We start from the raw sequence: 13,629 nt of genomic DNA, 5'->3' as shown, positions 1-13,629 counted from the left end.
TTTTCACGCTGCTTGTAAATCAATAATTAAAGCGGATAAAAATCGAGCCGCTTCACCACCGGTAATGACCCGATGATCCACGGTTAAAGATAAAGGTAATTGCTTATGTACACTTATTTTTCCTTCTTCGACAACAACTTTCTCATTAATCCGTCCAACTGCTAAAATCGCAACCATAGGTGGAACAATGATAGGTGTAGCATAACGACCAGCAAAAATCCCTATATTGGATAGTACAAAAGTTGCTCCTAATAAATCATCAGGTGAAATACTTCGATTTTTTACTTCTAGTTTAAATTTATCGATTGCTTTTCTTAAATTAACAGCACTTTCTTGAGCAACATTTTTTAAGACGGGAACAAATAAGCCTTCGGGAGCATCCATCGCTAGACCTAAATCAATCTGACTATGTCTACACAAAGCTAACCTTGATTCGTCAAACCATGCATTAAGTCGTGGTTCACGCTGACAAGCAGACATAACCGCACGAATAAGGCGTAAGGTAATATCTGTTTTTTCTGGCCAAGCATGGATATCCGCATCATCAACCAGAGTAACTGGGACAATGGATAATTGCGTTTGTTTCATTGTGCTTGCCATCACTCGGCGAACGCCGCGCAATGGTTCATAACCTGATGCAAGTGAAGATAAGGAATTTGATATAGATCCCGTTTCTTTGCTGGACTTTTGCTGCATCATTTTTTCGATATCCGCGACAAGAATTTGTCCATCAGGACCTGTTCCTTTACAATCGTTTAAGTTAATTTGGAATTTTTTTGCTAATGCTCGAATTGCTGGTGTAGCTTTAATTCCATTTTGATGCGGCGTCGATGCTTGCTTTTGTTGGATTCCTAGCGGAGATTCATCAATAATTCTATTCCCTAATAGCAAATTTCCAACGACAGTCGCTTGATCAATGTTTTTTTTAGTTGAAATTTCTTCTTCAATATCAATTAAAGCTTGTCCGGTTTTAATGATATCACCCGATTTCCCATAAAGCTTAGTTATTTTGCCGCTGAAAGGTGCAGGAATATCTACCAATGCTTTTGCGGTTTCCATAGCAACCATAGGCTGATCCACTTTAATAACATCATCTACCTGGACATACCATTCTCGAATTTCAGCATCTGGCAAGCCTTCACCTAAATCAGGTAAGTTAAATGTCGTCATGTAAACTCCAATGTTTGCTCAATCACATTGTAAATCCTGGTAACACTGGGTAAATATTGTTTTTCTAATTGCGCATAAGGAACCGTAACATCATATCCGGTAACACGCTGTAGTGGTGCTTGTAAAAAAAGAAATGCCTTTTCACTTAATTGAGCTACAATTTCTGCGCCAACGCCACAATAACGAGCTGCCTCATGAATAATGACGCATCGGCCTGTTTTTTCTACAGAGCTTAACAGCGTATTAATATCTAAAGGTTTAATCGTGGCAACATCAATGACTTCAGCATACTTTCCTTTTTCTTGTAACAATTTATCCGCAGCTAATAAAGTTTCATACAACATCGAACCCCAGCTAATCAAAGTGATATCGATGCCTTCTCTTATAATAAAACTTTGATCTAAAGGTAATGCGTCACCCGTATCTACTACTTTTTGCTTATTTAAACGATAAAGGCGTGTGGGCTCTAAAAAAATAACGGGATCAGGATTACGGATCGAAGCCAGCAATAAACCATAAGCCCGTGCCGGCGATGAAGGAATCACCACACGTAAACCTGGTATATGTGCAAAAAGAGTTTCGGTGCTTTCAGAATGATGCTCAGGGGCATGAATCCCTGCTCCATATGGCATGCGAAACACTAAAGGACAATGTAAACGTCCACGAGTACGATTACGAAAACGCGCCGCATGATTGATAATTTGATCTAATGCTGGATAACTAAAGCCCATAAATTGAAATTCAGCAACTGGTTTTAAGCCTTGTGTAGCCATACCGATAGTAAGGCCGGCTATCATAGACTCTGCTAACGGTGTATCTAATACCCGATCAGCACCAAATTTTTTGAATAATTCAGATGTTGCTCGGAAGACCCCCCCATTAACACCAATATCTTCACCCAGTAAAACTACTTCTTCATCAACACCCATTTCATAGGCTAATGCTTGCGTAATTGCTTCTATCAATGTTATTTCAGCCATTGCCATGATCCTTACTTAACATAAACATTGCTTCAGCTTCGATACGTTGTTCAATTAAATCATGAGGTAATTTTGCAAACTGATAATCAAATATGTCAGTCACTGCAGGTTTAGCTAAGGAAAGATATTCAGTCACGGCGAGCTCTATCTTTTTTTCACATTCTTTTTTAAAATTTTCCTCTTCCTCATTCGACCAGCTTTTTTGGTTAATTAAATAATTTTTCAAGCGTCTTAAGGGTTCTTTTTGCCAGGCTTGTTGCAATTCTTCCTCACGACGATAGCGGCTTGCATCATCGGCAGTGGTATGATCACATAATCGGTAGCTTAAAGCTTCTATGAGACTAGGGCCATGCCCGTCACGTGCTTTGGCAATCGCTTTATCCATCACAAATTTCATGGCAATAACATCATTTCCATCAACCTGTTCTCCATGAATTCCTGCAGCAATGGCCTTTTGCGCTAAAGTTTGTGCATGAGATTGATGTTTACGAGGTACAGAAATTGCCCATTGATTATTATCAATAACAAACACAACAGGTAGTTGCCAAACGCCCGCGATATTTAAGGCTTCATAAAAATCACCTTCCGATGTGGCACCATCACCGCAGGTTGATACAACAACCTTTGCTTGTTTACGAAGTTTAAAAGCCGTCGCAACGCCTGCAGCATGTAAAAGCTGAGTTGCAATCGGTACACAAATAGGAAAGTCTAAAGGACATTCACTAAAATGGTTACCCCATTCATTCCCTTTCCAAAAACTAAGAATTTCACTCATTTTTACACCACGCATTAGTTGCGCGGCATAATCACGATAGAAAGGACAAAAGACATCCTCTCTTTGCATACTCGCACCTATCCCAACAGAAATGGCTTCTTGTCCAAGTGTAGAAGCATAAGTATTGAGCATACCTGTTCTTTGTAAAGCCACCGCTTTGTAATCAAAAAGACGCGTGAGCATCATTTGCTGATACAATTTTAATAATTCATGAACGTTGTGCGCAAATATTGGCAAATCTTGTTGAGCTTCGCCCTTAGAATCCAGAAAACGAGTATACTCAATAGAGAATCTCGCAACCTCGCTCATATTAACCTCTTTTAAAAAGTGCTATCTGAATAATCTTCGCAATTGAATTTTTGTCAGCATTACCGCTGGATTCGCAATCCTCATGTATCTTAATTACATTCCGGTTGCTTCATTATCGCGACATCTTGCCAAAAATCCCATGCTATGAATATAAATTTTTATTAAATACTATTTAATCGTGATTCAGCCAAACTATCAGCAATTATACTAGGAGGTTTATTTTCCTCATATGCACTCTTAAATATTTTTAAGAGTGTACTATAAATTGTTGATATATGTTGCACCACATGTTCTCGATTCAATCGATTTTGGTATTCAGCATAAGCATAAATCAAGCCCCCAGCATTAATTACAAAATCCGGAGCATATAAAATCCCTTTTTGATGTAATACTTCTGCATGTCGTGGCTCGGCTAATTGATTATTAGCTGAACCCGCTACAATCGCTGTATGCAATTGAGAAATTGATTTATCATTCAGAACAGCTCCTAAAGCACACGGGGAAAAAACATCGCATTCCACTGCATAAATTTCCTCAGGTTCGACAATTTTAACCTGTAAATCTTTTATATTTCGTTGCATTAGCTCGGTGTTATTGTCGCAAACCGTTAAACGAGCACCTTTTTTTTGCAATGCATTCGCTAAGGCAAAACCTACATGTCCCATACCTTGGATGGCAACGTGAACACCTTCTAAATGATCAAGATGCAATTTAAATTTAACCGCTGCTTCAATACCATATAACACACTTAAAGCAGTATAAGGTGCAGGATTACCTTTATGTTTAGAAGTAGTAACGACATAAGGCGTTTCAAGTGCAATACTATCCATATCTTCAATCACCACGCCACTATCCATCGCAATAATATAACGCCCCTTAAATTCATTCACAAAACGTCCCAGCGCGCGAAAGTAAGCACTACGATCTGACAATTCTTTAGGGCGCATTAACACAGTTTTACCCCCACCCAAAGGTAAATTAGCTAATGCGGCTTTGTAACTCATTCCCTGTGCTAAACGTAAGGCATCATGAATAGCATGATCTATCGAGACATATTCAATAAAACGACATCCACCTAAGGCGGGACCTAAGCGTGTGCTATGTATCGCTACAATGGCACAAAGTTGATTAATCTGATCAATTTTAAAAAAAAGTTCGCCAAAACCGAGTTTTTTTGCATAACTTAGTAGCTCATCACTTAACATAAATAAATGTTGGGTCCTTAAAATATCAACCTATTCTTTAAGTAATACTGTATCCATCGCAAATGAAAGCACTCACAGGTGAGTGCACATTCTAAGAGACTCTGCAATTGCTTGCAATGACTTGATTCGTAAAAAAAGGATGGGCTATTGTCTGACGCTATTTAGCAGAAAATGGTTTAGGTTTTTTGTAAAAAATCAGATATCGCTTTAATACGATGTTCAACTAGTTTTTTTCCTAAGGCTGCACCACTAACACCCAAATTTTTTATCTTATTAGCAGATACTTTCTTAGCAGCGCCAAAAGCTGATAATATTCTATCTTTTTGTAAATAAATTGCTTTTCCCAATCCAGAATAAGCTTGAAAGTCCGCCTCACAAACTAATAAAAACTGATTTAAACGTGAGGATTGTCTAAATGCATCAGTTTTTTCTAGTAAAATGTACAGAGATTGTGCATCTAGTTCTAATGCACGATGACAAAGCAGATGATAAGCCGCTGCTGTGACGGCAAGAGATACATAAGCATGAGGTATGCGATAACGCTGACACAATGCTTTTATCTTATGAACTCCTGTTTGTGTTTCTTCTTTTGCTACTCCCTTACCAAAATCACAAAGTATTGCTGCAAATCGTACTTGTGGATCATCAGTCAGCGCCACTGCTTTTTCTAAAACAGATAAATAGTTATGTTGGCCTAGCGAACGTTGGTCGGTTATCCGTTCGTATTTCGTAAATAATTCTTGTAGTTCAGGAAACAACCCTGCTAATGCACCACAATCATACAAGGTTTTAATAAAAGCGTGTGGTGCAGGTTCGTTGAGCGCAGTTGAAAATTCTTGCCACACTCTCTCAGGCACCAGCGCTTGCACTTCACCAACAGATACCATTGCTTTCATTAACTCCATTGTTTCTTTAGCCACTCGAAAGCCTAATGGAGCAAATCGCGCCATAAAACGTGCAACCCTTAAAATTCGAACTGGATCTTCACTAAAGGCTGAAGAAACATGGTGTAATAACTTATTTTCTATATCTTTTTGCCCTTGAAAAGGATCAATAATATCGCCGCTACTATTTTGTGCCATCGCATTAATGGTCAGATCCCTACGTTTTAAATCATCCTCGAGCGACACATCAGGCGCTGCATAGCAAGCAAACCCTTTATATCCAGGCCCTATTTTGCGTTCTGTACGTGCTAAAGCATATTCTTCGTGAGTTTTAGGATGAAGAAATACCGGAAAATCTTTACCGATTAAACGGAATCCTTGCTTTAACATTTCCTTAGGACTTGCGCCTACGACGACAAAATCACGTTCTTTTACTGGATAACCCAATAATTGATCACGTACTGCCCCGCCCACTAAATAAATTTCCAAAACACATCCTTCAACATATAACTTTTTATGCCCATAATACTTAAAGAAAGTTATAAACTAAATTGTCAAGTTTGCCAAATTTGTTGATTTTTTTCTTTACATTAACTTAAAAGAAAAATAATAGATAATTTGAATTTATATTGAAGTATAGGTTTAACATGATCCCTAGTAAATTGGCTCCTTCTCTAGCCGGCAATGAATTATCATAATTACTAAATAACGGTGAATTTTTTCCATCTGCGAAAAATAACGTATGAATTTGCGTTTTTTCAAGGGCCTCGCAAGATGCTTTATTTAACTCATGTTTCAACAAGCTAGGATTAGCAGCTAATTTATTTCCTAGTAATTGTAATGCTTCTACTTTTGCTTCTGCATTAATGCAAGTAGTTTCCTTATCAAGTTCAGCAACATTTCTTTTATTTTCGGCTAAAATTAAATTAGTTTCTGCGTTTTGTTGGGCATTAAGTCGCGCCACTACAGAGTCACTGTGGGCTTTTTGCAAAGCAACTTCTCTTTGCATTTTTATAGCAGCGAGATCCGCATTGGCTTGGCAACCTCAACTGCCTGTTTACCCATCTCATTTTCAACATCTTTATTGAGAATATTGATTTCTTCAATATTTAATCTGACTAATTGGAAACCATATTCCTTTAAATCCTTCTCCAGTTGTTTTTTTACTGATTCTTGCCAAGTGCTAAGATAAATTTGATGATATGCAGGAGGGTTGTCATTTGCCGACTCTGATGTGCTCGCTGCAGCATCAATTTTTAAAATCACTAGAAGACTGATTCCCTGCAAAGCGGTTTCTTGACCTGCTCTGGCCATATCTTCGTGCGTGACATGTTCAATATGCTTATCTATTCCTGTTGGACCCAACTTTTCGATCGCAATTTAGGATCGATAATCCGATAAGCAACAAATAATTTCACACCAACTTGTACAGAATCTTTTGTATAATAAGTAAACTGTTCTTTTTCAGTAGGATAATTCTTATTGATCAAATTGGTATCCAAAAAAGTGACAAATTTAGCATTCGGATTTCTAATTTCTAAACCCTCATCTTTTTCAGCTATCCCCAATTGATCCTCTTCTTATTTCTTGAATTTGAAGCTGCATTATCAGGAAAAGTAAATTGTTTAGAGCCAATATTGTAAACCGCTACGGTATTGGGGGGCGGCATTAGTATTAATAAATCACCATGTTAAATATAAGACGTCGATTTCGCAACTTTTGCAGTATAAGAAAAATTATTAGTTTTAAAAACGTGCACCTTCATCGAATAACACTGTCTTTCCGTCGTTACCTTTGCATAATCAGTTGAATTAACAACGACAAGATGCCTATCACCATAACCAATATGACCTCTATTTATAATCTGTTCAATGCTATAAATGCCTAAGGTTGACGAATAATCTCGAAAAACCCTAAAGCATGTCCACGGTTTCCATAATGACCATATTTTAATTCGTCGTTGAAAATGGCCAGAGTGGCCTGCTATCTCAGCAGCACCGTTACGCTGACCTAAACGGACTTGATCTGTAGCTAGCATGCGATGTTTAAATATGGAAAACCCTGAAAATTAAGCTTCTTCAAGATAGACGAGCGTGATGATGTCGAATCAATTTCTTGGTTAAATTGAGTAATAATTTCTGAAGAGAAGCAGGGGTAATCGGCCCAAGAACTGATTAAATAATATTATTTTCAGATGGAATAATAGTTGGATCAATACGCATTAAAATCTCCTTTTTTTTTATTTATTTAATAATATTAGTAAGTTTTATATAAGGCAAGCATTGCTTAAAAATATTAAAATTTTTTAATTTAAGTCTTAGAAATATTTATCATAGAAGTTGATTTATTTCCATTTTCAATTGTATCTATTTCCTGAGGGTTCTTTTTGAAAAAATAAAAATGATCAGTTTGCTTTAAAGAAGCACTTTTAGTGGGCAACAATAAATCTGATTGCGCTTCTGGATGTGTATTTAGGTGAACAGTCTGGTCGGATGAATGTTTAAGCTCTAAACTTAAAAGAGTTGCTAAAAATAAAAGTTTTTTATTAGTTTGTTCTAAAACTTCCAGTCTACTATCTAAATTCTTTGCCATTTCAAAACGACTTCGTTGTCGACTATGCAAATGATAAGTAATGAAATTAGCAATACCATTTATAATAACCAAAGGAATAAAAATTAGCGCTATGGGTAAAGTGAGTATCTTAACCAGAGTATGTATGCCTAGATTACTTTTCCATACGATTTGTTGTGTTAAATTATATCCATAAAAACCACCCCCAAAAAAAGCAAAGGATCGATTCAAAAATTTTTTAAACTTTTTAAAACGTGCAGTCGAATCACCTAATAGCTTATCTTGATCATAAGAGGTATAAACATTTTTTTTAAGCACATAGCTATCAAACAAACTATAAAATTTTTTATCTAAATTACCTAGTTTGTTTTTCTCAAAAAAAATCTTAAATTCACATTCCAAAAATTCAATATTATCTTGTAAGTATTCAAATTTTTTCCATTTTGCTATTTGAATAATTTGCTGCTTACCATTATTATCTTTAAAATAATATTCACATTTTTCGTTAATTCTATGTAGAATAGTACGTTCATAAAAATCTTCTCTAGCACGAAATTCACAAAGGTGACTTGTTAAAAAAAAAGTTGCCGCAATTAAAATTAATATGCCTACTGCTAAAGGTGAAGCGACAAGTGTCGCTACACTAAGCATGCCAATAAACAATAAAACACTATGTACGGCCCATGTTAACAAGTAAGTATAAAGTATTATGCTAGTTAAATTAATGGTTAATGAAGCTATAAACTGTGTCTTCGGGTAAACCTCTGTTAAATATTGATAAAGTTTCGATTCTTGTATATTTAAGGATGACAAATGAGGATATAAATTTTTTTGAATGCTTGAAATAGAGCTTATAAAATCATTTATATTTAGTTTTTTTTTTGATAAATCGAAAAATATTTCTTGAATTAATTTAAATTCATTTTTGTTTTTTTCTTTGTTGAATATTTCAATTTTTAAAATTTCGAGAAGTTCTTCCGCTTCTTTGGTAGCTAAATTTGGAAAGATAACAGAATCTTTTTTAACTAAATAAAAAAGCCGTAAAATTAAATAACTTGTTAAGGATATACCCAACATTAAGAAAACAATTGGAAAGCTATACAATGAAAAAGAAAAAAAAAGCAATAAAAAACTAATCCAATTTAACAAATTGGCGTGGCTACTCAATCCATACCAAAACACTGAAAAAAACTGCATGGATTTGTTTTTAATAACAAATTTGTTTATTTTCTCCCAAATAGAAATAATTGAGTAAATCCGCAAAGTTTCTGTTTTTTTTAAAAAATGAACATGTAATTCTTTATTTAATTTTTTTTGTTGTTTTTTTATTTTTTTTATTTCAATTTGAATGGAAGTAGAGTTCATTTCTTGAGCAATAAGATTTCTAAATTGATCAATCGCAACTTGGCTGTCCAAACAACTTATCGCTGATGAGATTTCTTCTAAACATTCTTCTTTGAGTGTTTTTAACAAGGCTAGTTTTGCTAATTGCGAAAGACGTTTTTTTTCTAACTGAATATATTTTTCTGTTACGGTATTACTAGCAATTTTCTTTTCTATTTCTTCATCAATTATAAATGCTAACTTATTTTCAAATTCAAAATAATTTTTTTTATGTAGGACTACACAGGTTTCATCTCTATCGTCAATAATCCAGGGGTTAGCTTTATCTTTGGAGTAAAAAAATAATCGTTCATTATACTTGTTTATTAAAGAGAATCTTTTATAAACCGGATCGCTTTCAACTGAAGTGTCACACTCATTGGAATTTTCGAAATCGTGAATAGAAATTAAATAATCCCATCGATTACTTTTGCATTTTCTATAATCCGCGGAAAAATTTTTGGAAAAATTTAAAAACCAAGGAAACGCCGTGGTATCATTTAAATGATCCACTGCGATTGTCTTACCCATAAACCCAGGAAATTTCTTTATTTCATTCCAAATTGAAATAAATTTTTTAAGAAAAGCCACTCAGTATTTTTTTATTATTTTTATTAATAACTGCAGTGGCTTAGATTAAATTAGATGCTTGAAAAGATCTAGTACAAAAATTATTATCTTTTTGGACAAAATAAAGATGTGCTACCATCTTCTTTCCATTCCGCTCGTATACAATGTGGCTCTATATCTTCATAGGACCTATCAGAAAAATTAGCCGTTAAGATAAGCCGGTTACCAAATTGGGTTTGTTGCACTAAATGATCATCCGTTAGCCAATCAAATGTAGTTAATGCTTCTATACCTGTCATTTGATGCAAGGGTGAGAAAAAATTATAGTAATCAACAAAATATTTTTTATTTTTTTGTAAAGTTTTTTGGTCTAACACCCAAATTGGTGGAACATTATAAAGATTTTGCAATAAAGCTTTGGCTTTTCTAATAGCGGGAATCTTTAATTCATTCAACTCCCAACGATCAGTACTAATCACTGAGTCATGAAATACCGCTTCATAAAGTGGCAGTCTATAGCGTGGATTATAAGAAGCATTGATAAATTCAGCGGGTGCTTCATAAGCTTGGAATAGTACTTTTGGAGCAGAGTTAGGCCACCAAACACCAAAATGTTTCTTGTCTTGTAAAGCAGGCCAAAAAGCTGCTGGGAATGCAAAAAAGGCACCGTTATTATAGGCGATAGTCGGGTTAGCCCAGGCTAATCCAGTTTCTGAACCTAATACTATCTTCTGCCCGCTACCAATAAATCGCATCCGCTCTAAACGATTATTTAAATCTTGTTCGCGAGTCATGGGATGATGTTTTGAGTAATCATCATAAAGTGGATAAGCTGCATCACAATCAAGGAAAAGAGTATTGTCTCCGTTACTCAACATTTTTTCGATTTGGTTTGCGATATTTTTTTGCTTAGATTCTCTTAATCGGAAGGCTTCTGAACTTAAATAACAACCTCGGTTTGCAAAGCCAATTAAAAGCGATCCATTAGGGTTTCGAATACAAGCTTCTGGCCATAAATTATTAGACCAAGTTGAAGTTATGCTATCTGAAGTTTTTGGGTTTTGCGCATTATCAAAACTATCATAAGGCCCTATTAAATAACCCAAGCTTTCGGCTTTACGAATATAGTCCTTTTCGATATTTGCGCTATCGAGAACTGGACTAGCGTCATAATTTATCAGTGCATGTTTAATGCCTAATTTTTCCAGTTCATCCAACATAACCACGCTTTTACCATCCCCCCAAACCCAAATATGGAAAGCGCCTAATAATTTATTTACATTGGCATTTTCTAGTATTTTTTGTTTGAGTGAAACAAATTTATTTTCATTGATTAGTAAATTACGATAGTCCAATGCGGGACTTATGGGTGAATTCCCTGCCAGATGAATTAATAAAGTATATTCTGGAAAATGTGATCTTTTTAAAAAATGATGTTCATTCACTAAGTAAAGTTCAGTTGATTTTTCACGGACTTTTGCATCGGTATCGACATCATGGTCGCCCCAAATATAATTAACAAAATTCTCATCTGCGTATTCTATTGCCCAGAAAGGAATGCTCAAGGATAAATTTGGATATTTATTAAACTCTTTGTGCCAGAAAGCATCATGATTTGGAATACATAAACCTTCGCCATCTGGAAGAACTAATGCTTTAGCCTCTGGGGTCAAACCAGCAACAGGCCATTGAAATGTTTGTTCTTTGTTAGTATTAAAAGAAAATTTCAGACCTTGATCATCGACAATTACTTTCACTTGCATTTTGAGATGAGGATAGAACCATTGCGCAGTTTTATTATTAACTTTTAGATCTTTTACCTCATCAAACCAAGTTCCTTCTTGTGTCAAATTAATCGCTGCTGAATCGTCACTCGGGGCAACTGAGATAGCCAAATTTGCTGGGTTAATACTAAATTCACCCGTTTTAGTTTTTAAAGTAAAACTTTCTTTAGCGGATACTAATCCAGCAGTTAACAATAAGCCTAGAAAAATGGGATAGAATTTTTTAAACATCGTTTAAAATTCCAAGTAGGAGGTTTAACTGCACTAATTATATAGTGTAGTGAAAAGATGGTCAAAATATTTACAACGTTGTAAGCTTTCTATTAGCAAGAGCTTATGTTCCTTTCACTTTTATTCGAAAAAATTCTTTATATATTTTTTTAATAATAAGTAATTATCTGAATTAATTCTAAATCCTACATAACCATCCGGCCTGATGACATAGATTGCAGAGGATATTACTCCGTATCGTTTAAAAAGTATTTTATTGATTGGAGACAAAACAAAGCTGTGAATTTCCAGCCAATCTTTATAGTTTTCTACGTAGACATTTATTTTTTCAATAAAATTATCTGGTTGCTCCTTTTTAGCATTAAAGTAAAGTATATTAATAGGCTTTTGGGCTAGTAATATAAATAGACTGGACGAGTTAACCGGGGCATTAGGTGCACGATACCCTGGGCATGGACCTCCTTTAAATCCTTGAAAAGATTTCTCTATGATTTCATAGTTAAATTGATTTTTAGGATAATGAATATTTAGCTGAGACATAAACCAAAAAAGACGTTTTTCTATATTTTTCTTTGAAAAAAGAAAAGAAATAACAAAAGGTAATAACAAATTTCGTAATTTGGAAATAAAAAAACCTTTTTCTGTGAGCAAGGAAAAAAACTGATCCGTCGTTTTTAATAATATTTTTCCCACCGGGTGTCGTTCTGTCTCATAACTATCTAATAATTTTACATTAGTTCCTTTTTTTAATACCAGAGCAAGTTTCCAAGCGAGATTGGTAGAATCTTGTATTCCGGTATTCATACCCTGACCTCCTACCGGGCTATGAATATGGGCAGCATCTCCGGCAAGAAAGGCTCGATTTTGATAATATTTGTTTACACCTCGATGATGTAAACGAAACGTTGACATCCAAATAGGATTAATAAGTTTCACAGAGCCTTGGGTCAACAAACTCGCTAAGTTTTCTAGCTCAGTTAAGCTCGGTGTTGATTTTTTTTCTTCTGAGTCATTCGAACGTTTTGCTAACATAACTCGGCTAATTTTCTCTGTGAGTGGAATATGCACGAATACGCCCTCTTTTCCCAGAAAAAAAAGGAATTTATTTCGCGAGTAAGCCCATTCAATACTTGCATCGACCAAATTAAAGATTTGTGGATAAGCATTTCCTTCAAACGTAAGATTAAGCGTATGCCGAATGTTACTGTGAGCTCCATCACAACCTATGATATAGTCACATATGATTTTTTCGGAGCTTTCGGTGATATTGTTTTTAATAGTTGCTTGCACGCCGTTCATATCTTGAGAAAAAGTAATTAATTCTTTTTGCCGCTCAATATAAACACCTTGCTTTTCTAAAAATTCGATAAAGATACGTTCTGTTTCTGTTTGTGGAAGAAAATAAACCGAAGGAAAGGGCGTATCTTGGTGCTTAAAATGCTTAAATTTTATTTCAATTTGCTTCTTACCATTAATAAAAAAAGCAAAATCCACGTTAGAACGTGCTAACTTAAGAAATTCTTCAGCAATACCTAAATTCTGAAATATTTCCATCGATTTCGCTTGAATCGCAAAAGCTCGCGATTCATGTGCCCTATCCTTTTGTTTATCAAGAATTCTAAACTTAACGCCATAACGCAGCAAATGACAGGCCAATATCAGACCCGTAGGCCCTGCTCCAATAATCAATATTTCTGTGTCCTTGCTTTTAGTATCCATAAAAAAAACTATAGTTCAGACTTTCACGAAGTAAAATGACCGCGCTAT

12 protein-coding genes are annotated in these 13,629 nt (G+C 35.1%); all 12 read right to left on the bottom strand.

Features of this window, described 5'->3' with window-relative positions:
- Window positions 1-3 precede the first annotated feature (3 nt).
- Window positions 4-1,170 (bottom strand): dihydrolipoamide acetyltransferase family protein, encoded by a 1,167-nt coding sequence (locus AACL18_RS00885; RefSeq protein WP_339050746.1) that lies wholly within the window; start codon window positions 1,168-1,170, stop codon window positions 4-6.
- Window positions 1,167-2,150 carry an alpha-ketoacid dehydrogenase subunit beta gene (locus AACL18_RS00880; protein WP_339050745.1) on the bottom strand — a complete coding sequence of 328 codons (984 nt, stop codon included), beginning with the start codon at window positions 2,148-2,150 and terminating at the stop codon, window positions 1,167-1,169. The genes AACL18_RS00885 and AACL18_RS00880 overlap by 4 nt, the downstream gene beginning before the upstream one ends.
- Window positions 2,143-3,234, bottom strand: a complete 1,092-nt coding sequence (gene pdhA, locus AACL18_RS00875; protein WP_339050744.1) for a pyruvate dehydrogenase (acetyl-transferring) E1 component subunit alpha — start codon at window positions 3,232-3,234, stop codon at window positions 2,143-2,145. Before pdhA ends, AACL18_RS00880 begins: the two co-directional genes overlap by 8 nt.
- 161 nt (window positions 3,235-3,395) lie before the next feature.
- Complete coding sequence (locus AACL18_RS00870) at window positions 3,396-4,439, bottom strand: Leu/Phe/Val dehydrogenase (protein ID WP_339050742.1); 1,044 nt, start codon at window positions 4,437-4,439, stop codon at window positions 3,396-3,398.
- A gap of 176 nt (window positions 4,440-4,615) precedes the next feature.
- Entirely contained in the window at window positions 4,616-5,812 is a 1,197-nt protein-coding gene (locus AACL18_RS00865; RefSeq protein WP_339050741.1) for a multifunctional CCA addition/repair protein, read from the bottom strand.
- A gap of 106 nt (window positions 5,813-5,918) precedes the next feature.
- On the bottom strand, window positions 5,919-6,332 hold the full coding sequence (locus AACL18_RS00860) for a hypothetical protein (RefSeq protein WP_339050739.1): 414 nt from the start codon (window positions 6,330-6,332) through the stop codon (window positions 5,919-5,921).
- Window positions 6,333-6,334: 2 nt separating this feature from the next.
- A complete protein-coding gene (locus AACL18_RS00855) occupies window positions 6,335-6,637 on the bottom strand; it encodes a hypothetical protein (RefSeq protein ID WP_339050737.1) in 303 nt (100 codons plus the stop codon).
- Between the two features lie 32 nt (window positions 6,638-6,669).
- Window positions 6,670-6,891, bottom strand: coding sequence for a hypothetical protein (locus AACL18_RS00850; protein ID WP_339050735.1), 222 nt, complete (start codon window positions 6,889-6,891; stop codon window positions 6,670-6,672).
- 122 nt (window positions 6,892-7,013) lie between these two features.
- Window positions 7,014-7,361: a hypothetical protein gene (locus AACL18_RS00845; protein ID WP_339050733.1), complete on the bottom strand. Its 348-nt coding sequence runs from the start codon at window positions 7,359-7,361 to the stop codon at window positions 7,014-7,016.
- Between the two features lie 272 nt (window positions 7,362-7,633).
- Window positions 7,634-9,808, bottom strand: a complete 2,175-nt coding sequence (locus tag AACL18_RS00840; RefSeq protein WP_339050731.1) for a hypothetical protein — start codon at window positions 9,806-9,808, stop codon at window positions 7,634-7,636.
- Between the two features lie 143 nt (window positions 9,809-9,951).
- Entirely contained in the window at window positions 9,952-11,862 is a 1,911-nt protein-coding gene (locus AACL18_RS00835; protein WP_339050729.1) for a glycoside hydrolase, read from the bottom strand.
- A gap of 120 nt (window positions 11,863-11,982) precedes the next feature.
- On the bottom strand, window positions 11,983-13,581 hold the full coding sequence (locus AACL18_RS00830; protein ID WP_339050728.1) for an FAD-dependent monooxygenase: 1,599 nt from the start codon (window positions 13,579-13,581) through the stop codon (window positions 11,983-11,985).
- Between the last annotated feature and the right edge of the window lie 48 nt (window positions 13,582-13,629).

It is taken from the genome of Rickettsiella endosymbiont of Xylota segnis (genome assembly GCF_964019545.1).
GTDB lineage: Bacteria > Pseudomonadota > Gammaproteobacteria > Diplorickettsiales > Diplorickettsiaceae > Aquirickettsiella.
Note: the sequence above shows the minus strand (reverse complement) of the source record. Positions and strands in the feature narration are given on the sequence as shown.